The 24,956-nt window shown below is 62.3% G+C and carries 20 protein-coding genes; 13 read left to right on the forward strand and 7 right to left on the reverse strand.

The features are described from left to right. The first annotated feature begins 122 nt into the window (after positions 1 to 122). The 4 genes from NKI08_RS01870 to NKI08_RS01885 are packed head-to-tail and all read left to right on the forward strand — an operon-like array spanning position 123 to position 3,763. A complete protein-coding gene (locus NKI08_RS01870) occupies positions 123 to 1,160 on the forward strand; it encodes an ABC transporter ATP-binding protein (protein ID WP_352501102.1) in 1,038 nt (345 codons plus the stop codon). Further along, complete coding sequence (locus NKI08_RS01875) at positions 1,157 to 2,044, forward strand: ABC transporter permease (protein ID WP_352539697.1); 888 nt, start codon at positions 1,157 to 1,159, stop codon at positions 2,042 to 2,044. Before NKI08_RS01870 ends, NKI08_RS01875 begins: the two co-directional genes overlap by 4 nt. After that, the gene (locus NKI08_RS01880) at positions 2,037 to 2,828 is read left to right on the forward strand and encodes an ABC transporter permease (RefSeq protein WP_352470332.1); all 792 of its coding nucleotides are present in this window, start codon (positions 2,037 to 2,039) and stop codon (positions 2,826 to 2,828) included. The genes NKI08_RS01875 and NKI08_RS01880 overlap by 8 nt, the downstream gene beginning before the upstream one ends. A gap of 14 nt (positions 2,829 to 2,842) precedes the next feature. Further along, a complete protein-coding gene (locus NKI08_RS01885) occupies positions 2,843 to 3,763 on the forward strand; it encodes a phosphorylase family protein (RefSeq protein WP_352766859.1) in 921 nt (306 codons plus the stop codon). Between the two features lie 354 nt (positions 3,764 to 4,117). Here the strand turns inward: NKI08_RS01885 and NKI08_RS01890 are convergent, their stop codons facing one another. The 4 genes from NKI08_RS01890 to NKI08_RS01905 all read right to left on the reverse strand — a co-directional run bounded on the left by NKI08_RS01890 (position 4,118) and on the right by NKI08_RS01905 (position 9,945). Next, positions 4,118 to 5,875 carry an adenylate/guanylate cyclase domain-containing protein gene (locus NKI08_RS01890; protein ID WP_352539696.1) on the reverse strand — a complete coding sequence of 586 codons (1,758 nt, stop codon included), beginning with the start codon at positions 5,873 to 5,875 and terminating at the stop codon, positions 4,118 to 4,120. 342 nt (positions 5,876 to 6,217) lie between these two features. Next, positions 6,218 to 7,243 (reverse strand): aldose epimerase family protein, encoded by a 1,026-nt coding sequence (locus NKI08_RS01895; protein ID WP_352451968.1) that lies wholly within the window; start codon positions 7,241 to 7,243, stop codon positions 6,218 to 6,220. Between the two features lie 82 nt (positions 7,244 to 7,325). Beyond that, positions 7,326 to 8,783, reverse strand: a complete 1,458-nt coding sequence (locus NKI08_RS01900) for an NAD-dependent succinate-semialdehyde dehydrogenase (protein ID WP_352470328.1) — start codon at positions 8,781 to 8,783, stop codon at positions 7,326 to 7,328. A gap of 211 nt (positions 8,784 to 8,994) precedes the next feature. Further along, positions 8,995 to 9,945, reverse strand: coding sequence for an AEC family transporter (locus tag NKI08_RS01905; RefSeq protein WP_352470327.1), 951 nt, complete (start codon positions 9,943 to 9,945; stop codon positions 8,995 to 8,997). A 175-nt stretch (positions 9,946 to 10,120) separates the two neighbouring features. Between NKI08_RS01905 and NKI08_RS01910 the strand changes: the two genes are divergently transcribed. Together NKI08_RS01910 and NKI08_RS01915 are read left to right on the forward strand one after the other, a co-directional pair. Beyond that, positions 10,121 to 13,105, forward strand: coding sequence for a caspase family protein (locus tag NKI08_RS01910; protein WP_352766862.1), 2,985 nt, complete (start codon positions 10,121 to 10,123; stop codon positions 13,103 to 13,105). Positions 13,106 to 13,211: 106 nt separating this feature from the next. After that, positions 13,212 to 13,760: a histidine phosphatase family protein gene (locus NKI08_RS01915; RefSeq protein WP_352454578.1), complete on the forward strand. Its 549-nt coding sequence runs from the start codon at positions 13,212 to 13,214 to the stop codon at positions 13,758 to 13,760. A gap of 202 nt (positions 13,761 to 13,962) precedes the next feature. Here the strand turns inward: NKI08_RS01915 and NKI08_RS01920 are convergent, their stop codons facing one another. After that, positions 13,963 to 15,123 carry an epoxide hydrolase family protein gene (locus NKI08_RS01920; protein WP_352766972.1) on the reverse strand — a complete coding sequence of 387 codons (1,161 nt, stop codon included), beginning with the start codon at positions 15,121 to 15,123 and terminating at the stop codon, positions 13,963 to 13,965. A gap of 443 nt (positions 15,124 to 15,566) precedes the next feature. After that, on the reverse strand, positions 15,567 to 15,821 hold the full coding sequence (locus NKI08_RS01925; RefSeq protein ID WP_352766864.1) for a hypothetical protein: 255 nt from the start codon (positions 15,819 to 15,821) through the stop codon (positions 15,567 to 15,569). A 213-nt stretch (positions 15,822 to 16,034) separates the two neighbouring features. Between NKI08_RS01925 and NKI08_RS01930 the strand changes: the two genes are divergently transcribed. From NKI08_RS01930 to NKI08_RS01950, 5 genes are all read left to right on the forward strand, one after another. Beyond that, the gene (locus NKI08_RS01930; protein WP_023719977.1) at positions 16,035 to 16,319 is read left to right on the forward strand and encodes an acyl carrier protein; all 285 of its coding nucleotides are present in this window, start codon (positions 16,035 to 16,037) and stop codon (positions 16,317 to 16,319) included. 38 nt (positions 16,320 to 16,357) lie between these two features. Further along, a complete protein-coding gene (locus NKI08_RS01935; RefSeq protein ID WP_352766866.1) occupies positions 16,358 to 17,545 on the forward strand; it encodes a beta-ketoacyl-ACP synthase in 1,188 nt (395 codons plus the stop codon). 74 nt (positions 17,546 to 17,619) lie between these two features. Further along, the gene (locus NKI08_RS01940) at positions 17,620 to 18,909 is read left to right on the forward strand and encodes a beta-ketoacyl-ACP synthase (RefSeq protein ID WP_352766868.1); all 1,290 of its coding nucleotides are present in this window, start codon (positions 17,620 to 17,622) and stop codon (positions 18,907 to 18,909) included. Positions 18,910 to 18,992: 83 nt separating this feature from the next. Next, on the forward strand, positions 18,993 to 20,021 hold the full coding sequence (locus NKI08_RS01945) for a zinc-binding dehydrogenase (RefSeq protein WP_352766869.1): 1,029 nt from the start codon (positions 18,993 to 18,995) through the stop codon (positions 20,019 to 20,021). Between the two features lies 1 nt (position 20,022). After that, positions 20,023 to 21,015, forward strand: a complete 993-nt coding sequence (locus NKI08_RS01950) for a lipid A biosynthesis lauroyl acyltransferase (protein WP_352539687.1) — start codon at positions 20,023 to 20,025, stop codon at positions 21,013 to 21,015. A 143-nt stretch (positions 21,016 to 21,158) separates the two neighbouring features. On the opposite strand, the gene NKI08_RS01955 is transcribed toward NKI08_RS01950, so the two are convergent. Beyond that, positions 21,159 to 21,587 (reverse strand): L,D-transpeptidase, encoded by a 429-nt coding sequence (locus NKI08_RS01955; RefSeq protein WP_352470461.1) that lies wholly within the window; start codon positions 21,585 to 21,587, stop codon positions 21,159 to 21,161. A 222-nt stretch (positions 21,588 to 21,809) separates the two neighbouring features. Here NKI08_RS01955 and NKI08_RS01960 point away from each other — a divergent pair, with 222 nt between their 5' ends. Both NKI08_RS01960 and NKI08_RS01965 read left to right on the forward strand, forming a co-directional pair. Continuing rightward, the gene (locus tag NKI08_RS01960) at positions 21,810 to 23,099 is read left to right on the forward strand and encodes an acetylornithine deacetylase/succinyl-diaminopimelate desuccinylase family protein (RefSeq protein WP_352766871.1); all 1,290 of its coding nucleotides are present in this window, start codon (positions 21,810 to 21,812) and stop codon (positions 23,097 to 23,099) included. Positions 23,100 to 23,229: 130 nt separating this feature from the next. Next, positions 23,230 to 24,708: an ABC transporter substrate-binding protein gene (locus tag NKI08_RS01965; RefSeq protein ID WP_352766873.1), complete on the forward strand. Its 1,479-nt coding sequence runs from the start codon at positions 23,230 to 23,232 to the stop codon at positions 24,706 to 24,708. Positions 24,709 to 24,956: the final 248 nt, after the last annotated feature.

Genomic DNA, 24,956 nt, shown 5'->3' on the forward strand with positions numbered 1-24,956 from the left:
AGCTCTGACGCATGTCGCGCAAAAATGTGCAGCGCGCGACAATGACATGCATGAAAACAAGAACCTAAAGCGCGTCGCGTGACGCCGGTCGAACGCGACGCGCTTCAAGGCTGGAGCACATGATGAAGTCGCTCGCGATCACCGTCGAAAGCGTGCACAAGGCTTATGGGTCCTACGTCGCACTGGATGATGTTTCGCTCGACATTCAGGCTGGCGAATTCCTCACGCTGCTAGGGCCATCGGGATCGGGCAAGACCACGTTACTCATGGCTCTGGCCGGTTTTGTCCGGCCGGATTCCGGTAAACTTTTCTTGGGCGATCGAGACATCACCCGCCTGCCGCCCAATAAACGAGACATCGGCATAGTATTCCAGAATTACGCCTTGTTTCCCCACATGAATGTCCTGGCGAACGTCGCGTATCCGCTGGTGCTGCGCAAGGTACCGAGAGCGGAGGCGCGTCAGCGGGCGCTTGATACCTTGGCCCGCGTGAAGCTGGATGGTCTGGCGGAGCGCAATATTGCCGCATTATCCGGCGGCCAACGTCAACGGGTGGCATTGGCGCGGGCTATCGTCTTCGAACCGCGCGTGATGTTGATGGACGAGCCGCTGTCGGCGCTCGACAAGAACCTGCGCGAGACCATGCAGTATGAGATCCGGCGTCTGCATGATCATCTACGGATCACCACGATCTATGTAACCCACGACCAGCGCGAAGCGCTGATTATGTCTGACCGGATTGCGGTGATGAATTCTGGCCGCATCCAGCAGATAGATACGCCGCAGCGGATTTATGATCGTCCATCGACCCGCTTCGTCGCGGAGTTCATGGGCGAGGCCAACATTGTGGCCCCGGGCTCGGCGCGCAGAATCGACGGCGCCGAAGCATCACGCGAAACCCTGATGATCCGCGCCGAAAGCTTCCATCTTGATGCGAAGCTCGTCGGGGGAGACGGAGTGGCTCTCGAAGGAATACTGCGCGCCAAAGCGTTCCGCGGCGAGAACTGGCTTTTGACGCTGGCGCTTGACGGCGGGCAAGAGGTTCTTGTCTGCATTCCGGCAGCGCTGGCCGGCGGCTGCGCCGAGCTTGCCGCCGGTCAGCGGATGACCGCATATGCACCAGCAGCGAAGGTTCACGCGATACCGGGAGCGATGGCGTGACCGTCGTCCGGGACCCGGCGCTCGCGGCGGATGCGCGGCGCGAGCGGCGGTTTTTTCTTTCACTTTCGCTCCCGGCGCTGTTCATCGTTGGACTGGCGGCGATACTGCCCATCCTTTGGATCATCCGGCAATCCTTCCTGACCACCGGGGGTGAGTACACCGTCGGCAACTACCAGAAGGTCCTTTCGAGCGGACTGACGTGGTCAGCGCTCGTCACGACCCTCGAACTGTCCTTGGGTACGCTGGCGGGCTGCATACTCCTCGGTACTCCTCTGGCGCTGGCGCTGGCCAGCGTCAGACCAAGGCTGGCCAACGTGCTCATGGCGTTCGTCATGCTGCCGCTGTGGACCTCTATTCTGGTGCGTACCTATGGTTGGCTCGTGCTCTTGCGGCGCGACGGCCTGATCAACGCGGCTTTGACCGGTTCAGGCCTGACGGCGGAGCCATTGCCGCTGGTCTACAACTTCACGGGAACGCTCATCGGCATGGTGCACTACATGCTGCCACTTTTTCTGCTGCCTGTTTATGCTGCCATGCGCGATATCGACCCAAATCTCATTCGCGCGGCTGCGAGCATGGGAGCCACTCTCAGGCAGGTCATCCGCACAGTCATTATGCCGCTTTCGGCGGGCGGCATCTTCTCGGGTTCGATCATCGTCCTCATCTACGCCATAGGTTTTTTCATCACGCCGGCGGTGCTTGGCGGCGGCAAGGTAAATCCGCTCTCTACCCGGATCGAGCGTACACTCTCGACCTTTCAGGACTGGGGGTCGGCAAGCGTCCTGGGCATTCTGCTCCTCGTTCTCATGGCGCTGATCGGCGTGATGTTGCTGGCGGCACGCCGTCTGGTTGCCCGGAACACCGTGGAAGCCTCCCATGCTTGAAGCCTATCCGCAAAACAGGCTCGCCCGCACTTTGCTCTGGAGCTTTGCCGCTCTTGTCATGGCATTTCTGATGCTGCCGACGCTCGTGGTGGTGCCGCTTTCCTTTTCGGCGTCGAATCTCCTCGAGTTTCCGCCGCACGCCTACTCATTGCGCTGGTACGAGAACTTCTTCGGCTCGGCAACGTGGATGGCCGCGCTCAGAACGAGTTTGATCCTTGGGACGTTGACGGCGTTGATCGCGGTGCCTTTCGCGCTGCTCGCCTGCATTTCAATGAATCGGCTTGGCGGAAAGACCGCTGCGGCCATCCAGAGTGTCCTGCTGACCCCCTCGATCACTCCAGGTATCCTGCTTGCGATCGGTCTCTTCTTTGTGTTGGCCGCACAACATCTGATCGGAACGCTATTCGGCGTGCTGGTCGGACATGTGGTGCTGGCCGTTCCGGTCGCCTGCATTGTGTTGCTACCCGCTCTCGCCCGCTTTGACTGGAACCAGGTTCAGGCGGCGCGCAGCCTCGGTGCAAACTGGGCCAGGTCCATTGGCGGAATCATCGTTCCGCAACTTCGGATCAGCTTGTTGTCGGCGACATTGATGGCGTTCCTGACTTCGCTCGACGAGTCCGTGATTTCGATCTTCATCGCAAGCGGTCGCAACAGCACGATGCCGAAGCTTATGTTCCTGTCGCTGCGCGATCAGATCGATCCGACCATTGCGGCGATCTCGACATTGTGGACCGTCATCGTCGTGGCCGTGGTCCTGATTGTGACCCTTCGCCAAAAATCCTGACCGAGACTGGAAACATGCCCACCAATTACCATGCAGCCGACGATCTGACGGATCATTCGACGGACATCCCTCAGGTAGGGTTGGCCATCATCACCGGGTCGGCAAACTGGGGGCTTGCCTTCCCGGAAGATGTCGAATTCGATGGTGTGCGCACCTTGCGGCGCGACATGAGTTTTGAAACACCTTTCGGTCGCACCGACAACTGGAAGCTGCTCGAATTCGATGCGTCGATCACAGCGGAAGGGAGAGCAAAACGCGCGCTGTGCATGTATTCGCACGGCAATCCCCGCGACAGTATCGACCATTCCTGCCATCGCCGCGCGTTCTGGGTATTGATGCGGGCGGGTGTACGGCAAGTTCTCGCCTGCTCGACTGTAGGCGCCGTCAACAAGGCGATCCAGCCGGGCGACATGGTGGTGACCGCCGATATCATTGAACTAACGCAGACCCCGTTTTCACTGCTTCCTGACCGTCAGAGCTTTGACTGTTCGGGCAAGCAAATCGTGTGTCCAAGATGTGCGGCGGTTCTGGTCGAAACGGCCCGCCGTCATTGGCCAGCCGAATGCCGCGTTTATGGCATCGAACAGCAGTTGGTGGCTGCCCATTGTTATGGGCCCCGGCTGACAACGCCTGCCGAAGCCTTGGCATATCGGGGCATGGGGGCGGATGTACTCAACCATTCCATCGCCCCTGAGGCGACCTTGTCGCGCGAGATCGGCGCGTGTTTCGTGCCTTGCGCGTTCGTGACGGCGGGCTTCAACGACTATATGGATCGCAATCGCCAGAAATTGCTGCAGGAGGACGTGCTGCCCAGTCTCTCCATGACAGCCTCGCGGGTCGCGCTGGAGACCGCCGCGCGACTTCCCGCTGATCCGGAATGCTCCTGTCACGGCTTGAAGTCGCCTCAGCCGAAAGAACGCTCCAGCCGGTTCTGAGACGACCTTGGTGCGCCGGATAGCTGAAGCTCTGCCACCGACCAACAATCCCGAGGGCGCTGCATTGGGCGTGTTTGCGACGTTCGAAACGCTGAGGGCGGCGTTTGAGGATTAGGGTCAAAACTCAATCAGACTGGCTGCCGCCAATGGCCCAGATGGACGGAACTTGCCGTTTAAATCAGTCGGCGGGAATGAGCACAGAGCGCCAGGAGCGGAAGCTTAGCAGGGGTCACGCCAGCGCCCAGTTAGCGCTACGAAGCAGACCTTCAGCCTGTGCCGGAAGCGAGGCCCGGCTTACCAAGTGGCATATCCAGGAAGCGCGTCCTCCTCCTCAGCTAGGCACCGTTTTCGGCTCTACGCTATGCCTGCGCGACGAGCCCCTTCCTTAATCGCAGCGAGGGCCAGAGGATTGGTGACGGGATAGGTTCGGATGAAGTTCTCGACGGTGAACCTTGGAAACTCGACGGCAATCCGCCTGGCGATCGACTGCGCCTGCGCCGACTCTTCGAGCAGCGCGTGGCACAGGGCACGGAACATCAGAGTGACGGGAATATCCGGCGGACTTTGGCACAGCGACGACAGACTGTCGGCATAGCGACCGGCGACGAACCGCGCCCGGGCGAGCTGCGCGTAGTACCAACTCGGAGCCTGCGGATTGAGGCGAAGCGCCCGTTCGGCGAGAGCACAGCCTTCTTCCGGATTTCCACACACGAGAGCTCGGCTTGAGGCAAGCATCGACAGCACATCGGCGTCATTGGGTGCCAGGGCCAGCGCCCGGTCGTATTCCTCTGCTGCCCCGCTGATATCGCCGTCAATGGCGCGGAGAGCGCCCATGTAAAGGCGCGTCATCGGATCGGTAGGGTCGAGCGCCAGAGCCTTTTCCACGCATTCTCGCCAGCGCTCGACCGAAGTGGCTGAATCTGGCGTGAAGGCATTGAAGGCATCGACCGCATGTGCCAATCCCAACGTCATCCAGGCCCGCGCGAAGCCGGGGTCGAGTTCCACGGCGCGGGACAGCATGCGTATGGCTTCTGCCCTCGCATCGGTCGTGAATCTGTCGTGCAGTTCCACCCCGAGCAGATAGCAGTCGTAAGCACCCAGGCTCGAGGGAGGCTTCCGCCGAGCCACCTCACGCCCGAGATTGGCAAGCTTGCCGAAAGTGCCTGCCAGGGCGTTGATAACGTTCTGTGTGATGCTGTCCTGCATGAGAAAAAAATCATCGGTCGACTCGTCGAACCGCGCCGACCAAAGGTTGGCTCCGGTCCGGGTGTCGACCAGCTGCACCGCGACGCGGACACGCTGTCCGATCGCCTGGAGGGTGCCTTCCAGCAGGTAATCGGCGTTCAGTTCCCGTCCGACCGAGCGTGTGTCGCTCGCCCGTCCCCGATAGGACTGCATGGTCTGGCGCGAAATGACCGCAAGGTCGGGATAGCGCGCTAGGTCGCCGATCATGTCGGCCGACAGGCCGTCTGCCAGCCGCGTCCAGCCGTCGTCGGCGCTCAGGTTTTCGAACGGCAAAACCGCAATTACCGGCGGCTTACTGTCGTCGCCGGAAGAAAGGCGTGGTTTGGCACCGACGATCTTGCCCGCAGTAGCAGGGTCGATCAAGACACGGTACACGCGAACCGGTTCGGCGATACTTTTCATTTTCTGCACGCCGAGTGAGGCAAAGCCGATCGGCACCTTTCCCCTCACATGGTCGCAGGCGGTGGCGGAAATCGCGATTCCTCCAGGTTCCGCCAGCCCTTGTAGCCGATCGGCGATGTTCACCGCGTCACCGTGGATGTCGTCACCCTCAACGATAACATCGCCCAGATTGATGCCGATGCGGAAATCAAGCCGCCGTTCTGGCTGCGTGAAATCGTTCACCTCCGCCTTCTGTCGCTGGATTTCGACCGCGCAGCGTAGGGCGTCGACCACACTGTGGAACTCGACCAACATCCCATCTCCCATGGTTTTCACCAGTCGACCATGGTGCGCAGCGATCCTTGGCTTGAATACTTCGTTCAGGTCGGTTCGGAAAAGCGCACGCGTACCCTCGTCGTCGATCTGGCTCAAGCGGCCATAGCCGACGACATCGGCAATCAGGACGGCTGCGAGATGACGTTCCATCCCCCCAATCCTTCGCGGATCGTTACCCGCTTTCCAAGCTTACAGCAGGTCGCAGGTTGATGCCATTGCCGCCGCCCCTGAAAGACAGCTTTTCAGGTCTGTGTACTTTGCTGCATGAGAGCCCGAATGTCGGATAAGGGTCAACTTGCGTCGTCAGGGCTCTCGGCGTCAAAGGTCCGAGAGGGTTCGAAGTCGGTCGTTCAGAGTGATTGCGTTTTGACTCCAGAGCGCCGCGCGTCATTGGACGCGCAAAGGACGCTATAACACTTTGAATTTTGCATGATCCTTTCCGAACCGGAGGTCAGCGCAGCAAAACCATGCCGGTTTCCGGGGGGTCATGCCCTAAGGCAGCCTGAACCGGTATTCCGTCACGTGATGGTAGATCTGCCCGGGCCACAGCGTGGCTTGCGGGAAATACGGCCGGTTCGGCGCATCCGGCCAGATTTGCGGCTCCAGGCAGAAGCCCGAAAACGCCTTGTACTGGCGTCCGCCCAATCCAGGCGAGGACGGCGCCAGATACTGGCCGGTATAGAGCTGGACGCCCGGCTCGGTGGTCCAGAGCTCCATCTCGACGCCGGAATTCGCGCCTTGCGCCCACGACGCCTGCTTCAGCGGCCCGCGCGTCGAGGCGAGGCAGAAATTCTGGTCATAGGGGAGCTGTTCGCCCTCGGTCTCCATGCGCAGCGGCCGCGCCTGGCGAAAGTCGAAGGGCGTGCCGTCGACCGGCTTTACCGTGCCTGTCGGAATGAGATCCGCGTCGACCGGCAGATAGGCGCCGGCATTCAGCATCAGCCGGTGATCGAGAATGTCGCCGGCGCCGCCGTCATCCAAGTTGAAATAGGAATGCTGGGTGAGGTTGCAGAGCGTCGGCTCCTCGCAGGTGGCGGTCAGTTCGACGCTGAGCGTGCCCGGGATCTTGAGCCGGTAGGTGCAGGTCACGTCGAGCGCGCCGGGAAAGCCCATCGTGCCGTCCGGGTCGTGCAGGGTCAGCGTGACAAAATCCCTGCCATGCAGCGAAACCGCCCAGGCACGGCGCGAAAAACCTTGCGAACCGCCATGCAGCGTGTGCTTTTCGAGGAAATTGCGCTCGGTCTGGTAGCGTTTGCCGGCAAGCGTGAAGCGGCCGTCGCGGATACGGTTGGCATAGCGCCCGACGACAGTGCCGAAGAAGGCGGTATCCGTCTCATAGTGCTCGAAACGATCATAGCCGAGCACCAGCGGCGCGTCGTGCCCAGCCAGGTGCAGATCCTGGATGATCGCACCCAGGCCGATGATGTTGGCGGTAAGGCCGCCGCCACGAATGGTGAAACGGCGGACTTCCTCGCCCGCCTGCGTCGTGCCGAAAACCTCGCCGTCTTTCATCGCCATGCTCGCAAGTTCGTTGCTCGACGCCAGCCTGGCCTTTTCCGAAGCGGCTCAGGGTCTTTTTCGGTATTACCGCATGAGGCTTCTAGAGACCAAGTCCGCCGATGCAGACATATTTGGTGTCGAGATAGTCCTCGATGCCCTGATGGCCGCCTTCCTTGCCGAGGCCCGATTCCTTGACGCCGCCGAACGGCGCCTCAGGGGTGGTGATGAGCCCTTCATTGACGCCGACCATGCCGTATTTCAGCCCTTCCATGACCCGGAAGGCGCGGCCGAGATCGCCGGTGTAGAAATAGCAGGCCAGGCCGAACTCGGTGTCGTTGGCGAGTGCCACGGCCTCTTCCTCGGTCTCGAACTTGAATACCGGCGCCACCGGGCCGAAGATTTCTTCCTTCATGAAGCGCATCTTCGGCGTCGCATTGGCGATCACCGTCGGCTGGAAGAACGAGCCGCCGAGCGCGTGGCGCTTGCCGCCGGCGACGACCTTGCCGCCTTTGGCGGTAGCGTCGGCAATCAGCTCCTCGACCTTCTCCACCGCCTTTTCGTCGATCAGCGGTCCCTGCTGGACGCCTTCCTCGAGGCCGGAACCGACCTTCAGCCCGTTGCTCGCAGCAGCCAGCTTTTCGACAAACTGGTCGTAGATGCCGGCCTGCACCAGGAAGCGGTTGGTGCAGACGCAGGTCTGGCCGGAATTGCGGTACTTGGCGGTGATGGCGCCGGCGACGGCCCGCTCGAGATCGGCGTCATCGAAGACGATGAACGGCGCGTTGCCGCCGAGCTCCATCGACACTTTCTTGACCGTCACCGACGACTTCTGGATCAGGATCTTGCCGACCTCGGTCGAGCCGGTGAAGGTGATCTTCTTGACCAGCGGGTTGGCACAGATCTCGTCGCCGATCTCGCCGGCAGCGCCGGTCAGGATATTGATCACGCCTTTGGGGAAGCCGACTTCCTCGGCAAGCGCGCCCCAGGCAAGGCCGGAATAAGGCGTCTGCGACGCCGGCTTGACCACGGCGGTACAGCCGGCGGCAAGCGCCGGACCGAGCTTGCGGGCCAGCATCGAGGACGGGAAATTCCATGGCGTGATGGCGGCGATGACGCCGACCGGCTCCTTGGTCACCAGGATACGGCGGTCCGCCCAAGGCGACGGCACGACGTCGCCATAGGTGCGGCGGCCTTCTTCGGCGAACCACAATATGTAGGACGCGGCCGAGCCGATCTCGCCCTTCGATTCGAACAGCGACTTGCCCTGCTCGATGGTTAGTAGTTCGGCCAGCACGTCCTGATTGTCCATCATCGCGTCGTGCAGCTTGCGCAACAGCTTCGAGCGTTCGAGCGCGGTGGTCTTGCGCCACGTCTTGAAGGCAGCGTCGGCGGCCTCGATGGCGCGGCGGGTCTCGGCCTTGCCCGACTTCGGCACGGTGCCGATCTTGAGGCCGGTGGCAGGATTGTTGACGTCGACCGTCTGGCCTGAATCGGCCTGCACCCATTCGCCATTGATGAGATTGGCCTGCCGCATGAAATGGCTGGTTTTCTGAAGCATGATCTCGCCTCCGTTCGGCACCTGGCGGGCCGGTCGCTGATTTCGTGAATGGACGTGCGCGATAGCATCGCTAGAGCCACTGCTCTTAGCCCAGGGCAAGCCCCGCAAGCAATCACAAGATGGCATATAGGGTTTGGGCCAGCCAAAGCGAGAGGCGATGCAGCCCGGTTCTTATCCAAAAACCCGGGTTCTTATCCAAAAACCCGAGTTCTTATCCAAAAACATGGACGACCACTGTCAGCCAAAACGCAGTGGTCACGACCGCACAGGCGGTGGCGATGGTCATCTGGTTCGACGCCAGCGCCTGGCCGGTGTTGAACTGCACCGCGATGAGATAGGAATTGATGCCGGACGGCAACGCCGCAACCATGACCGCCACCTTGGCCGTCAATGGCGGCAGGCCGATCAGCCAGACCAGGCCGAGAACCAGCGCCGGCATCAGGAACAGTTTCAGCGCCGACAGCGCCAGCGCCGGCCTTACATTGCCAGAAATGCCGAAACGGCGCAGGCTGAGCCCCATGGCAAACAGCGCCACCGGGGCGGCCGTGCCGGCCAGCGCGTCGCTCAGCCGCGTCGCAAGCACCGGCAGCGGCGCACCGGTGAAGCGCCACGCCAGCCCGGCCAGTATGCCGATGATCAGCGGATTGATGAATACCCTCCTGAGAAAGCTCCTGACGACGCGGAGCGGATGCACCGGCTCGCTGCCGCCGCGGCCGAACATCTCGAACAGGATGATCGAGGCCATCATCATCACCGGCAGGTGAATGGAGACGAGCAGTGACAGCACTTCGAACCCGGCCGGCCCGAACACGCCGATGATGAAGGGCGCGCCGAGCAGGACAACGTTGGAGTAGGACGACGACACGCCGCCGACGACGCCGGCGCGGGCGTCCCGCCCGAAGATGCGCGTAATGACCAGATGGCCGGCAGCCCAGGTAAGCGCCACCGCCGCGAAATAGGCGCCCCACAGCGACCACGGCGCCACGCCGTGGAAATCAGCCTTTACCATGGTCTGGAACAGCAAAAGCGGCATTGCCACGTTGATGGCGAATTCGGATACGCCCTCGCCGCTCGCCGGCTTCAAATAGCCGGTCAGCCCGGCAAGATAGCCGAGCCCGACAAGACTGAAAACGAAGAGGACGGTTTCGGTAAGCGGAGACATTTTTCCCGTGATAGGCGAGGCTCGGCGGCGGCGCAATCGCCCTTCCCTCGCGAATGTACCGGCCAACAATCCGGCCGCTCGGATCTGCCCGAATTTGCTCATGGTTGGATGCCAGCGCTATACAGGGTTGTCGGGGGGCACGCGGCGAATGGGCCTTGTCGGAAATCAGCACTTCTTGAAGCAGGCGTGGCTGACGGCTTTCGTCGGCGCCATGCTTTGCCTCGTGGTGACCTCGGCTCATGCCGCGGAGCCGGCGAGCCTCAAGGGCGTGGCGCTGATTGTCGGCCAGTCGAAATACCAGCACATAGCGGCTCTTCCCAACCCCGCCAACGACGCCCGCGACATCGCCAAGATGCTGACCGATCTCGGCTTCGACGCGCGCAGCGTCACCGACCGCGACACGGCAAAGCTGAAGCGCGACCTCGAGCGTTTCGCCGAGGATGCAGAGGACGCCGACGTCGCCTTGATCTACTATTCCGGCCACGGCATCGAGGCCGGCGGCGAAAACTATCTGGTGCCTGTCGACGCCGACGTTTCTTCATTGAAGGACGCCGATCAGGCCCTGGTGCCGATCTCCGCCGTCATGGACGAATTGAAGACGACCGTGCCGGTAACGATCATGCTGCTCGATGCCTGCCGCACCAACCCGTTTCCGGCGGATGCGGTGCTGCGCCGGGCGCCGACGGCCTCGGCCTCGCCGATCAGCGCCGGCGGATTGGAGCCGGTGCGCGGTGCCAGGGCACTGGCAAACGCGACCGCGACGGAAAATCTGGGAACGGTGATCGGCTTTGCCGCCGAGCCGGGGCGGCCGGCACTCGACGGCATCGTCGGCGAAAACAGCCCCTACGCAGCGGCACTTCTGCGCCATCTCGCGGCGATGAAGGGCACCGAGTTCGGCTCGGTCATGCGCATGGTGACAGAGGAGGTCTATCTCGACACCAAGGCCAAGCAGCGGCCATGGGTCAATGAAAGCCTGCGCCGGCTGCTCTACTTCGGCGTAGCACCGCAGGAACCGACCGGCGACGACGGCCTGATCACCGGCGAGCGGCGGCAATTGCTGCTGACGATCGCTGAGTTGCCGGACCCTAAGCGGGCACAGGTGGAACTGGCCTCGCTGCAGGACGGCGTGCCGCTCGACGCGCTGTATGGCGTGCTGAAGGCGCTCGGCACCGAAAACATGCCGGAGGACCCCACCGACCTGCAAAAGCTGCTCGACGCCCAGGCCGAGCGTCTGAAGAAGTTGATCACCGAGCGCAACGCGCTGCGCACGGACGACCCCGAGATCAGCCGCCTCGTCGCCTCGGCCGACAAGGCGATCGGCCAGGGCGCCATCGTCACCGCGCGCAACTTCCTCGACCAGGCGGTGGGCCGGGTCGAGCAGGCCAGCGGCGTGGTCGATCGGGCAGAGGATCTGGTCAGGCAAAAGCGTCTTGCCGACGCGGCGGTCTATGCCAGGCGCGCCGACGCTTCGGCGCTGGTCTTCGACTATCTGTCGGCCGCCAACGATTACGGCAAGGCCTTCTCGCTGGCCGAGAAATGGGACGACAGGCTGCGCTGGAACTACAAGAACCAGGAGGCGGAAGCGCTCAACGCGCATGGCAACGCCACCGGCGACAGGCAAGCGCTGCAGCACGCCATCGACGCCTACCGCGTCATCCTGAACTTCATCCCCAATGGCGAGCAGAACCGCGACTGGGCGATCACCCGCAACAACATGGCTGTGGTGCTGCAGACGATCGGCGAGCGCGAGCGCCAAACCGACCGGCTGGAAGAGGCAGCGAAAATCTTTCGCGATTCGCTTGCCGTGTTCGACCGCGAGAAGGACGACATCAACTGGGCGGCCGCCCAGAACAACCTGGCCAATGTGCTGTTGAAGATCGGCGAACGCGAGAGCGACCCGAAACGCCTGAACGAAGCAGTGGTGGCGATGCGCGCCACGCTGGAGAAGCGGCCGCGCGACAAAGTCCCGCTGGACTGGGCCGCCTCGCAAAGCAACCTTGGCCTTGCGCTTTACGCGCTTTCGGAACGCGAACCGGGCGGCGCGCGCCTGACCGAGGCCGAGGCCGCCTACCGGCTGGCGCTTGAAGAATACACGCGCGAAAAGGCGCCCGTTCAGTGGGCGATGGTCCAGAACAATCTCGGCAACACCCTGGTGTCTCTCGGCACGCAACGCAACGACAAGGCGAAAATCGACGGGGCAGCCGCGGCATTCCGCGCCGCGCTCGAAATCCGCACACGCGACACCTTCCCGCTCTCCTGGGCGAGCAGCCGTCTCAATCTGGGTAACGCGCTGAGCAGTGCTGCCCGTTTCGATCTCGGCACCGGCCTGCTCGAAGAGGCGGCTGCTGCCTATGGCGACGCGCTGATCATATTCACACGCCAACGTTTTCCGACGGATTGGGCTTCGGCGGAGAACAATCTCGGCTCGATCTACCAGACGCTCGGCCAGCGCACGCGCGATCCTGCCAGGCTTGAGCAATCGGCTGCTGCATACCGGGCGGCACGGCGCGTCTATACCAAAAAGGAGTTTCCGCTCGACTGGGCGATGACCCACTACAATCTCGGCAACACGCTGCAACTGCTCGGCGGCGTGACCGACAAGCCGGTGCATTACGAGGCGGCGATCGAGGCCTATCGCGATGCACTGCGCGAATACAAGCGCGAGACGACGCCGCGGCAATGGGCACTGGCGCAGGCCGGCCTCGGCTCGGCGCTGCAATGGCTGAGCATGAGCGAGGCCGACCCCGGCAAACTGGCCGCATCGATCGCCGCGCGCCGGGCGGCGCTGGAGGTGCTGACCTTCGAGACCTCGCCCGTCGACTGGGCAAAAGCGCAGAACGGCATCGGCATGAGCCTGATCAATCTTGGCAATCTCGAACGCACCGGCAAATATCTGGATGAAGCGGAAGCCGCCTTCGAGGCGACACTCAAGGTCTTCACCCGCGAAAGCCAGCCGATGCAATGGGCCTTCGAGCAGAACAATCTCGGCGACGTCCACTGGAACCGCGGCAGCTATGGCGGTGGCAATGCCGAATACCAAAAGGCGATCGAATTCTTCGAGAACGCCAAGCAGGGCTTTACCGAAGCCGGCTACACACTCCCGATCCCGCTGACCGACCGCAAGATCGATCTGGTGAAGAAGCAGATAGCGAAGAAATAGGCGTTTCGGCCGCAGGTTGCACTCGGCTTGTCTTTCAGCCGGCTTTGCCGTCCCTATATGCCGGTCACCGGGGACCTGCCTGCCGGTCACCCGAAAAGGATGTCTGATGCTTCGATTTGTGCTGGCGCTGCTGTTGCTTGCCGTTTCCGCCACAGCCCATGCGACGGAAGCCGGCTGGGCGCTGCTGCGCGACGGCGGGCATGTGGTCCTGCTTCGCCATGCCATGGTCACAGGCACCACCGATGCGGCCAATTTCGACCTCGGCAAATGCGCCACCCAGGTCAATCTCTCGGAGCGCGGCAAGCAACAGGCGCGCAAGATCGGCGCGCTGTTTGGCGCCCGCGCCGCACCGGTCGAGCGCGTGCTGTCCAGCCGCTATTGCCGCTGCCTCGAGACCGCCCGCATTGCTTTCGAAAGCGAGCCGGAGCCGTTCGCACCGCTTGACCTGCTGAAGACCGACGAAAAGGAGAAGGCCGCCCAGATCGCTGCGATCCTGGCCGAGATCCGCGGCTATTCCGGCTCCGACAATCTGGTCATGGTCACGCATCTCGAAGACATCAAGGAATTGACCGGCATCTCGCCGCGTGAAGGCGAAGCCGTGGTCGTCGAGCCGCAAGGCGACGGCCTGCGGGTACTCGGCCGCGTTACCTTCTGACCGGGCCGGAGCCGGTTGAAGTGAAAATCTAGCGCTTGGTACCTTAAGCGGAATACCGGTTCCGACCCGCGATGAGGTCTTGGTCGAGTCCAAGGTCGACATTGACCTTAGTCAGGAGCAACGAGCGCTTTTAACGAAAGCGAATGCGATGCTACCGTCTCATCAGGACTGCCGAGCCGTGACAACGGGCAGGTTTTCGTCCTTACTTTGCCGGCCGGAGCCTCAGCGGCCGAAAAAAGGCCCGGATGTCCTCGACCAGGAGTTCGGGTTGCTCAATCGCCGCGAAATGTCCGCCTTTCGGCATGTCGGTCCAGCGCTCGACACGGAAGACTCGCTCGACCCAGGAGCGAGGTGGCATAGGAAGCTCTCGAGGGAAGACTGCAACGCCGAGGGGCGGTGTTATTCGCTCCCTTGGCCCGAAGATCAGGGGGCAGAGCCGGTTCTCTTTGTAAATCCGGAGCGAGGCCTCGATCGTGTTACCGAACCAGTAGAGCGAGATGTCTGTAAGCAGCGTGTCTAGAGGGATGGCGCGTTCGAGTTCGCCTTCGCAGTCGCTCCAACTGCGGAACTTCTCGGCAATCCATGCGGCTAGCCCGATTGGGGAATCTGTCAGTGCAAAGGCTAGCGTCTGGGGCTTGGTCCCCTGCAGAAAAGCGTAGGCTCCCTCCGTTGCAGCGAAATTCGCCGCACTGTCGAGGAATGCCTTCTCCTCCGGCGTGACAGGTGGGTCGTCGCGACCGAGGGTCGGGCGGAAACTGCCTGGAATGTAATTCAGGTGCAATCCGATAAGGTCGTCCGGGTAAAGCCGAGCGAGCCAGGTCGAGACGCCTGCGCCGATGTCGCCACCTTGTGCGGCGAAGCGATCATATCCCAGTTCGCGCATCAGCCCCCGCCACAGCTTCGCGACACGCTTTGAGCTAACGCCGGCCTGATGCGGCGGGGACGAGAAGCCGAAACCCGGAAGCGACGGTGCGACGACATCGAAGGCGTCCTCGGCATCCGCGCCGTATTTGGCAGGATCCGTGAGCAGCGGAATGACGTGCTCGAACTCGGCGAAGGAGCCGGGCCAGCCATGAGTGAGGATCAACGGCAAGGGTGCTGACCCCTTTCCTTTCTGATGAACGAAATGGATGTCGCACCCGTCTATCGTGACCCTAAACTGAGGCAACAGGTTCAGACGTTTTTCGTGATCGCGCCACCTGAAATCGTATTCCCAGTAACGTGAAAGCTTTCTGAGGAAATCAACGTCAGTTCCGTCCTCCCATCCGTATGCGAAGATCGACGACGGCCATCTTGTCGATTGGATACGACGCTGTAGGTACTCGATCTGTTCATCCGGGATGTGGATGTGGAAGGAATGCATGGCCACGGGTGTTGCTCCGATCAGCGGCGAAGAATTGTCCCATCATCAAGGCACAGAACGCAGGAAACCTCACTGAGCGACCGCTTTGTCCGCTACTTGCTCGTTCCCATCTACGAGATTTTCACCGCTACCAGCCAAGCGTCGACACGGAGCTTCCATCCCTCGATCATGTCCGCGAACGCGTCCTCTGTAAGTTCGGACAGATAGGATGCTCCTGCCGGGCTCCAAGGCCGTGAACGCATAGGTAATCGACGTGCCTCCGTTAGTGGTCGGTCGGCAGGCCACCTCGACAAATCCGAAACGCGAATCCGCGTAACGCGAACATAGCGGATGCGATGCGCCAGCCGTCCAGCCAAAGGTCTCTCCGATCGGCGTGAACAGCGGAAAGACCCGGTCGATCGGCCCCGAAAGCACAATGCTGTGGCTGCGCGCAAGATGGCTCGTCATCCGCCCTCCCCGCCGGTTTCCGCCGGACGGTGGCTGTCCGCTGCGGCAAGCTCCATTTCGTAGATGCGCTTCAATTGGCCGATTGTTTCCAGGGTCGCCGCGAAGAACGGCGTCCGGCCTTCGAAAGCATGCAGCAGGATGCCCTCGATGAGGTCACCCAGGCTCATGTCGCGATGCTCAGCCAGGGCCTTGAGCACCTTCACCAATCGTTTTTCCAGGCGCACCCCGGTCTGCACGCGTTCTATGGTCATAGATCTTTGTACCATGGTACATTGGTACACCCAATGATCAGAGATGGGACGGTTTCGGCATATCGCCAGGGGTTGCCAGCGACCCCTATTGCTCTGCCTGGGCAGCAATCCCATCTGCGCGCGGCGTATCAGGCCTTTTCCTGCCCGGAAAAACCGATTAGACAGCCCAAAACACATGCGGACAGATTCCGCCCGCAATCGAAGGAAAAGCCCTTGTCCACCACGTTCGACAAAGTCGCCAAGATCATCGCCGACACCAGCGAGATCGACATCGAGACGATCACGCCCGAAAGCCACACCATCGACGATCTCGGCATCGACAGCCTCGACTTCCTCGACATCGTCTTTGCCATCGACAAGGAATTCGGCATCAAGGTGCCGTTGGAAAAGTGGACGCAGGAAGTCAATGACGGCAAGGCTTCGACCGACGACTATTTCGTCATGAAGAACCTGTGCGCCAAGATCGACGCGCTCGTCGCCGCCAAGAACGCCACGTGAACACAGCGCCTGACGCGCCCGACCCACAACAGCCTCCCATGAACCCCCACGACGTCGTCATATCAGGCATCGGCCTTGTCTCGTCACTGGGCGAGGGTCCGGATGCGCATTGGCAAAAGCTCGTCCAGCCACGGCTTGAGCCGGTTCTGGAGGCCTCGCGCTTCTCGCCCTATACGGTCCATCCGCTGCCGGAGATCGACTGGAACCTGCAGATCGCCAAGCGTGGCGACCAGCGGCAGATGGAGACCTGGCAGAGGCTCGGCACCTATGCGGCCGGCCTTGCGCTCGACGATGCCGGCATCAAGGGCAATGACGAACTCTGCGCGACGATGGACATGGTGGTGGCCGCCGGCGGCGGCGAGCGCGACGAGGCGGTCGATGCGGCCATTCTCGCGGCATCGGAAAGCCGCAATGACCGCGACGTGCTGCTCAACGAGAAGCTGACCACCGAATTGCGTCCGACGCTGTTTCTGGCACAGCTTTCCAACCTGCTCGCCGGCAACATCTCGATCGTCCACAAGGTGACGGGGTCGTCGCGCACCTTCATGGGCGAGGAAGGTGCGGGCGTTGCCGCCGTCGAGACGGCGGCCGCGCGCATCCGCTCCGGCCAGTCGACGCATATTCTGGTCGGCGGCGCTTTCCAGACCGAACATTCCGACATGCTGCTCGGCTATGAACTGGCCGGCTACCTGCATCGCGGTCCGTGGCGGCCGGTCTGGCAGAGGCAAGGCGCCGAAGGCGGCGGCGTGGTGACCGGATCCGGCGGCGCGTTTCTCGTCCTGGAGCAACGCGAGCATGCGGAAAGCCGTGGCCGGAAGATCTATGCGGAACTCGGCCCGGTCCTGTCCGGTCGCGCCAGGCGCCGGCGGGACGAACTCAACGGCGAGATCGCCACGCTGTTGAAGCAAGCCGCATTGCCGAATGGCGAGCTGCTCGCGATCTCCGGCGCTTCGGGCGCCCATGCCGCGACCGCCGCCGAGAAATCGGCGCTCGACGCCAATCCGGCGATCGCCGCACGCGGCTTTTCGACGCTGACCGGCCACATGAAGGAAGCGCAGTTCCCCTTTGCCGTGGCGCTGGCGGCACTGGCTGTCGACCGCAAGGCCGCCTATCCTGTCTTCGACGCCACAGTCGAAAAACCGTTTGCCGGTGTCCCGAACACCGTCCTTGCAACGGCGATCGGCTATCACCAATTCGAGGGCATGGCGCTGATCAAAGCCGCCTAGAGCATCGGACCGAAAAGTGTGGCGCGGTTTCGGGCGATCCGACGCTCCAAGAGAAACAGGTTTTTGGACAACAAATGGCCAATCTGAACGACCACATGGGCAGGCCCATCGTCGCCGTCACCGGCATCGGCGTGGTGACGTCGCTCGGCGTCGGCAAAACCGACAATTGGGCGGCACTTACCTCAGGCAAGTCCGGCATTCATCCAATCACCCGCTTCCCGGTCGATCATCTCAACACCCGCATCTCCGGCATGGTCGATTTCCTGCCGTCGAGTTCCAAGGGCGCCAGTCTCCTCACCTATGAGCTTGCCGAAATCGCCGCCCAGGAAGCGATGTCGGAGGCGGGCCTCGATGCCGGCGATTTCGGCGGACCGCTGTTCCTCGCTTCGCCGCCGGTCGAGCTCGACTGGAGCGAGCGCTTTTCGCTCTACAATTCCGACAAGCCCAATAATTCAGACAGGCACGATTCCGGCGCCGAAAGGCTGCTGCGGGTAGCGCGCGGCCTCAGAGAACTCGACATCTTCGAGACCACCCAGTTCGGCTCGATTGCCGACCGGCTTGCCGACCGTTTCGGCACGCGCGGCCTGCCGATTACGCTGTCGACCGCGTGCGCTTCGGGCGCCACGGCGATCCAGCTCGGCGTCGAGGCGATCCGCCGCGGCGAATGCGACAGGGCGCTGTCGATCGGCGCCGACGGCTCGGCGACCGCCGAGGCGCTGATCCGCTTCTCGCTTCTGTCGGCGCTCTCCACCCATAACGACATCCCCGAAAAGGCCTCAAAACCCTTCTCCAAGGATCGCGACGGCTTCGTGCTGGCCGAAGGCTCGGGCGCCCTTGTGCTGGAATCGCTGGAGGCAGCACTTGCCCGCGGCGCCACCGTTCTCGGCATATTGCGCGGCTGCGGCGAAAAGGCCGACGACTTCCATCGCACCCGCTCCAAGCCGGACGGTTCGCCGGCGATTGCGGCGGTGCGCGCCGCTCTTGCCGATGCCGGCCTGAGCGAGGACGGGATCGATTATGTCAACGCCCATGGCACCTCGACGCCCGAAAACGACAAGATGGAGCATTTGTCGCTGTCGACGGTGTTCGGCGAGCGGATCTCGTCAATGCCGGTCTCGTCGAACAAGTCGATGATCGGCCATACCCTATCGGCTGCCGGTGCTGTCGAGGCCGCATTTTCGCTGATGACGATGCGCGAAAGCATCATTCCGCCGACCATCAACTACGACAATCCCGACCCGGCAATCGTGCTCGACGTGGTGCCGAACACCAAGCGCAACGCCGAGGTCGGCACCGTCCTGTCGAACTCCTTCGGCTTTGGCGGCCAGAACACCTGCCTTGTCATGGCGCGGGAACCGGTCTAAGCGACCGTTCCGCTCTAGCACTGTTGTCGTGCGCATGGTCCTTTCCGAAACGGTTCTCGGTCATGCGCAACCTGGGATCTGGCATGCGCGCATTGCAACTTATCGAGGATCGCCGGCTTGAAACGGTGGACCTGCCGCCACCGCCGCCGCCTTTGCTCGGCGAGGTGACACTGCGCATCAAGGCCGTGGCGCTGAACCATATCGACGTCTGGGGCTGGCGCGGCATGGCCTTCGCCAAGCGCAAGCTGCCGCTGGTCGTCGGAGCCGAGGCCTCCGGCGAGGTCGAGGCGGTCGGCCCCGGCGTTTCCAGCCTCCTGCCCGGACAGTTGGTGTCGATCTATGGCGCCCGCACCTGCGGTCTTTGCCGCGCCTGCCGCGAAGGCCGTGACAATCTCTGCGAGCATGTCTCGGGCGTTCACGGCTTCCATCTCGACGGCTTTGCGCAGGAAAAGATCAACCTGCCGGCGCGCCTTCTGGTCCCCGCCCCGCCAGGCGTGAGCGAAATCGGCGCGGCGGTGGCGCCTGTCACCTTCGGCACGGTCGAGCACATGCTGTTCGACAATGCCCGGCTGCAACCCGGCGAGACGATACTGGTCCATGCCGGCGGCTCCGGCATCGGCTCCGCCGCTATTCAACTGGCCAAGAAGATGGGCTGCATGGTCATCACCACCGTCGGCTCGAACGACAAGATCGACAAGGCCAAGGCGCTCGGCGCCGACCACGTAATCAATTATCGCGACGACCGCTTCGAAGGCATCGTGCGCAAGCTGACCAAGAAGAAGGGCGTCGACGTGGTGTTCGAGCATGTCGGCGCCGACACCTTTGCCGCCTCGATGCTGTGCCTGAAGCGCGGCGGCCGGCTGGTCACCTGCGGCTCGACCTCCGGCGTGTCGACACAGATCAATTTGATGCAGTTGTTCCAGCAGCAGTTGAAGCTGCTCGGCTCGTTCGGCTGCCGCATGGAAAATATGGCCGACGCCATGCAGAAGATGGCCGCGGGCCTGGTCGCGCCGGTGATCGACACCGAGGTCGGCTTCGACGGCATCGATGCGGCGCTGAAGCGCATGGAAGGCCGCGACGTCTTCGGCAAGATCATCCTGCGCGTCGGCTGAAATGATCGGCAACGCCTTCAGGAAGATCCGCAGGGACGTGGGATTCCGCTATGGCAGGCGGCTTCGCCAGTTCAACTACTGGCTGGTCGCGCGCGTCGCGATGATCATCATCTCCGCGCTGCGCCTGCTGCCGCCCGACAGGGCGCTCAATTTCGCCGACCGCGCTGCCCGCCGCATCGGCCCCTGGGTAGCGCGCCATCAGGTTGCGGTCGACAATCTGCGCCAGGCCTATCCGGAAAAAAGCGATGCCGAGATCGAAGCGATCGCTTCCGATATGTGGGGCAACATGGCCCGCCTGGCCGCCGAATACATCTTTCTCGATGCTTTGTTCGACTACGATCCCGCTGCGACGAAGCCGGGCCGTGTCGAGGTCAAGGGCGTGGAGCATTTCGTGCGCATCGCTGGCGAGGACAAGCCGCATATCGTCTTCACCGGGCATCTCGGCAATTTCGAGCTGCTGCCGGTGGCTGCGGCGACATTCGGCATGAACATCACGGCGCTGTTTCGCCCGCCCAACAACCCTTACCTCGCCGAGTACATCCTCTCGACCCGCCGCTCGAGCATGGGATCGCTGCTGCCGTCTTCGACCGGTGCCTCGTTCGCACTTGCGGCCATCCTGGAGAAAGGCGGCAATATCGGCGTGCTGGTCGACCAAAAATTCACCGGCGGGCTCGAGACGACATTCTTCGGCCGCCCCTGCGAGAGCAACCGGGTTCTCGGCACCCTGGCGCGGCACTACGATTGCGATGTCTACCCGGCGCGCTGCGTACGCCTGCCGAACAACCGTTTCCGGCTCGAGATCGAGGACAAGCTCACCTTGCCGCGCACCGCCGGCGGCAGTGTCGACGTCCGCGCCACCACCCAGCTTCTCAACGACGTGGTCGAGCGCTGGGTGCGCGAAGACCCCGGCCAGTGGATGTGGTTCCACAAGCGCTGGGAGATCAGCGGCCGCAAAAAGCGTCGGCCAGCGACAATGCGCGACAAACCCGCCTGAGCGCACCATCTTTTTTGGGTGCAAGCCTTATTTTGTTCTTGCTTTGTGCCGGCAGCTATGCTACTAATTTCGGTATGGTGCTATTTGGCCCCAACGAACCCGCCGCTCCGGCGGGTTTTTTATTGCGGGCCGAGGAGCAGGCCCTAATTCGTCACGAGAATCCGCGTATTGCCGAAGCCGGCTTCGCGCACCATCGAATAGAACGCGGCGGCGTTGCTGGGGTGGAGGCGCACACAGCCATGCGATGCCGGGCGCCCCAATTGCCGGATCGCGCCGGTGCCGTGGATGGCATAGCCGCCGCGGAAGAACACCGAATAGGGCATCGGCGACATGTCGTATTTGCGCGAATACCACATCCGGGCCGTCCGCTGTGGCCGGTAACTGCCGCGCGGCGTGATGTAGCCCTTGCGGGCGGTGGAAACGCTCCACCGATAATACGAAAGCCCGTATCTTACCGTCATCGTCTGTGAGGAAATATCGATGTTCGCGACCAGGCTGGCCGCACGGCTCTCGAACGACGAACCGAACAGCATCGCTACTAATGCCGCTGCCATGAGAACAGTGTTTTTCATGCAATCAAACCCCTTTGATGCCCCTTGCCTGCCTGCCGTCACGCTGTTCTCCAGCGTTTTGATGGCAAGCCAGAGAGCTAACACCTACTCCCTGACGATTTCACCAATCCAAAGCAGCGAATTTGAACGATTTCCCGCAATAGTTGCCGTAACGACACGCAATCGCCTCGCAATTCGCCATCGGGCTTGCAAAACCGCTTCATCCGCTGCTCAATTCGCCGAATGAACGAACCGAACGAACGGCTCCTCAAGGCTATCGATGACCGAGCCGATGATCTGGTTGCCCTGACTGCGGATCTGATCCGCTTTCCGACCATCAATCCGCCCGGCGAAGCCTATCGGCCATGTGCCGAATATATCGGCGCGCGGCTGAAGAAGCGTGGTTTTGAGATCGAATTCATCCGTGCCGAGGGCACGCCCGGCGACACTGACCGTTACCCGCGCGTCAACGTCGTCGCCCGCTTCGATGGCCGGGCGCCGGGTGCTTGCGTGCACTTCAATTCGCATATCGACGTCGTCGAGCCCGGCGACGGCTGGAGCCTCGATCCGTTCGCCGGCATCGTCAGGGATGGCAAGGTCTATGGCCGCGGCGCATGCGACATGAAAGGCGGGCTTGCCGCCTCGATCATCGCCGCTGAAGCCTTCATGGAGGTGTTTCCCGATTTTCCCGGCGCCATCGAGATTTCAGGCACGGTCGACGAGGAGTCCGGCGGCTTTGGCGGCGTCGCGCATCTGGCCAAGCTCGGCTATTTCTCCAGACCGAAGGTCGACCACGTCATCATTCCCGAGCCGCTCAACAAGGATCGCATCTGCCTTGGCCATCGCGGCGTCTGGTGGGCGGAGATCGAGACCAAGGGCGAGATCGCGCACGGCTCGATGCCGTTCCTCGGCGACAATGCGGTGCGCCATATGGGCGCCGTGCTGCGCGCCTTCGAAGACGAATTGTTTCCGGCGCTCGACCGCAAGATGACGCGCATGCCGGTCGTGCCCGAAGGCGCAAAACGCTCGACCATGAACATCAACTCGATCCATGGCGGCCAGACGGAGGATTTCCGGCCCGGCCTGCCCTCGCCCAACGTGCCCGATTCCTGTCGGCTGACCATCGACCGCCGCTTCCTGCTCGAAGAGGATCTCGCTGCGGTCAAGAGCGAGGTGACCGATATCCTCGAACGGCTGAAGCGCGAGCGCAAAAAGTTCGACTATGAAATCCGCGATCTGATGGAGGTGCTGCCGCTGATGACCGAGCGCGACGCGCCGGTGGTTAAGGCGGTCGCGCAAGGCATCATGGAGATATTCGACCGCGAACCGGATTACGTGATTTCGCCCGGCACCTACGACCAGAAGCACATCGCCCGTATCGGCCACATCTATGACTGCATCGCCTATGGCCCGGGCATCCTCGATCTCGCCCACCGGCCCGATGAATGGGTCGGCATTGCCGACATGCTGGACTCGGCAAAGGTGATGGCGATCGGCCTCGACGTTCTGCTGAGGGACGCCGGCCCGCGATGATCCGGCCATGGGCGAAAAAACATTCCTCCCGGCGACGGCGGACGGTACGAAACGCAATTTACTCGGCGGCGAATTCACGCTTCTATCCGCCCGGGTTTGAGCACGTATTTTAGATATGGGGAGTTGCACGATGAAATTGTGGAAAACCATTCTGGCTGCCGCGGCGCTGGCGTTGGCCGCCGGAACCTCGGCGATGGCCGCGCGCACCGACCTGGTCATCGGCATTACGCTCGAACCCCCGCATCTCGATCCGACGGCGGGCGCCGCGGCGGCAATCGACGAGGTGCTCTATGCCAATGTCTTCGAGGGCCTGACCCGCATCGGCCCGAACGGCGAAGTGCTGCCCGATCTCGCCGAAAGCTGGAGCATTTCCGACGACGGCAAGGTCTACACTTTCAAGCTGCATACAGGCGTGAAATTCCATGACGGCAGCGACTTCAATGCCGACGACGTGAAATTCTCGCTCGATCGTGCCCGCGCCGACAATTCCGTCAACGCGCAAAAGGGCCTGTTTGCCGCCATCGACAAGGTCGAGGTCGTCGATCCCGCGACGGTGAAGGTCACGCTGAAGAACCCGCAAGGCTCGTTCCTCTACAATATGGGCTGGGGCGACGCGGTGATGGTGGCGCCTGAGACAGCCGACACCAACAAGGAAAAACCGATCGGCACCGGCCCGTTCAAGTTCCAGAACTGGGCCAAGGGCTCATCGATCACGCTGGTCAAGTCGGACAATTACTGGGGCGCCCCGGTGTTCCTCGACAAGGCCGAGTTCCGCATCATTCCGGATGCCGCCGCCGCCGTTCCGGCGCTGCTTTCCGGCGACGTCCAGGCCTTTCCGTTCTTCGACCCCGACAGCGTCGCCCAGGTCAAGGACGATCCGCGCTTCAAGGTGGTGATCGGCTCGACCGAGGGTGAAACCATCCTGTCGATCAACAACAAGAAGCCGCCCTTCGACAAGCTGCAGGTCAGGCAGGCGATTTCCTTTGCGCTCGATCGCAAGGCGATCATCGACGGCGCCTCGGCCGGCCTCGGCGTGCCGATCGGCTCGCACATGTCGCCCGCCAGCAAGGCCTATGTCGACTTGACCGGCCTCTATCCGCACAATGTGGAGAAGGCCAAGGAATTGCTGAAGGAAGCCGGCCTGGAGAATGGCTTCAAGGCGACGCTGAAGCTGCCGCCGCCCTCCTATGCGCGGCTTGGTGGCGAGATCATCGCCTCCGAGCTTCGCGAAATCGGCATCGATCTCGAGATTATCCCGGTCGAATGGGCGCAATGGCTGGACCAGGTCTTCACCAAGAAGGACTACGACCTGACCATCGTTTCCCACACCGAGCCTAACGACATCGATATCTATTCGCGTAAGGACTATTACTTCAACTATGACAATCCGGCCTTCGATAAGATCATCGACGAATTGAACCTTACCTCCGACGAGGCCAAGCGCACGACGCTGCTCGGCGAGGCGCAGAAGGTCCTGGCCGATGACGCCGTGGTCGGCTTCCTCTACGAATTGCCGAAGGTCGGCGTCTGGGACGCCAAACTGCAGGGCCTGTGGGAAAATGCCCCGATCCAGGCCAACGACCTTACCAAGGTGAAGTGGACGGATTGAGCGGGTCGCTGACAGAAGGGCGAAAGTTGCACTCCGTCCCACCCCCCTCTGCCCTGCCGGGCATCTCCCCCTCAAGGGGGGAGATTGAGCCCTCACCGCCGCTTTCGCTAACCACTAGCGTTGCAGGGACAGTGCCGGCGTGGAAACTGCCAATCTCCCCCCTTGAGGGGGAGATGTCCGGCAGGACAGAGGGGGGTGGGCGGGAACGCAAGCTTCGCCCGGTTTTTGCGTCCGGCAACACAGCGGTT

Source organism: Mesorhizobium sp. M0768 (assembly GCF_040320195.1).
Taxonomy (GTDB): domain Bacteria; phylum Pseudomonadota; class Alphaproteobacteria; order Rhizobiales; family Rhizobiaceae; genus Mesorhizobium.

Excerpts from the sequence above, each read along its gene's own strand:
- NKI08_RS01870 (WP_352501102.1), top strand. The coding sequence starts at position 123 with ATGAAGTCGCTCGCGATCACCGTCGAAAGCGTGCACAAGGCTTATGGG.
- NKI08_RS01880 (WP_352470332.1), top strand. The coding sequence starts at position 2,037 with ATGCTTGAAGCCTATCCGCAAAACAGGCTCGCCCGCACTTTGCTCTGG.
- NKI08_RS01885 (WP_352766859.1), top strand. The coding sequence starts at position 2,843 with ATGCCCACCAATTACCATGCAGCCGACGATCTGACGGATCATTCGACG.
- NKI08_RS01890 (WP_352539696.1), bottom strand. The coding sequence starts at position 5,875 with ATGGAACGTCATCTCGCAGCCGTCCTGATTGCCGATGTCGTCGGCTAT.
- NKI08_RS01895 (WP_352451968.1), bottom strand. The coding sequence starts at position 7,243 with ATGGCGATGAAAGACGGCGAGGTTTTCGGCACGACGCAGGCGGGCGAG.
- NKI08_RS01900 (WP_352470328.1), bottom strand. The coding sequence starts at position 8,783 with ATGCTTCAGAAAACCAGCCATTTCATGCGGCAGGCCAATCTCATCAAT.
- NKI08_RS01905 (WP_352470327.1), bottom strand. The coding sequence starts at position 9,945 with ATGTCTCCGCTTACCGAAACCGTCCTCTTCGTTTTCAGTCTTGTCGGG.
- NKI08_RS01915 (WP_352454578.1), top strand. The coding sequence starts at position 13,212 with ATGCTTCGATTTGTGCTGGCGCTGCTGTTGCTTGCCGTTTCCGCCACA.
- NKI08_RS01920 (WP_352766972.1), bottom strand. The coding sequence starts at position 15,123 with ATGCATTCCTTCCACATCCACATCCCGGATGAACAGATCGAGTACCTA.
- NKI08_RS01925 (WP_352766864.1), bottom strand. The coding sequence starts at position 15,821 with ATGACCATAGAACGCGTGCAGACCGGGGTGCGCCTGGAAAAACGATTG.
- NKI08_RS01935 (WP_352766866.1), top strand. The coding sequence starts at position 16,358 with ATGAACCCCCACGACGTCGTCATATCAGGCATCGGCCTTGTCTCGTCA.
- NKI08_RS01940 (WP_352766868.1), top strand. The coding sequence starts at position 17,620 with ATGGCCAATCTGAACGACCACATGGGCAGGCCCATCGTCGCCGTCACC.
- NKI08_RS01945 (WP_352766869.1), top strand. The coding sequence starts at position 18,993 with ATGCGCGCATTGCAACTTATCGAGGATCGCCGGCTTGAAACGGTGGAC.
- NKI08_RS01950 (WP_352539687.1), top strand. The coding sequence starts at position 20,023 with ATGATCGGCAACGCCTTCAGGAAGATCCGCAGGGACGTGGGATTCCGC.
- NKI08_RS01955 (WP_352470461.1), bottom strand. The coding sequence starts at position 21,587 with ATGAAAAACACTGTTCTCATGGCAGCGGCATTAGTAGCGATGCTGTTC.
- NKI08_RS01960 (WP_352766871.1), top strand. The coding sequence starts at position 21,810 with ATGAACGAACCGAACGAACGGCTCCTCAAGGCTATCGATGACCGAGCC.
- NKI08_RS01965 (WP_352766873.1), top strand. The coding sequence starts at position 23,230 with ATGAAATTGTGGAAAACCATTCTGGCTGCCGCGGCGCTGGCGTTGGCC.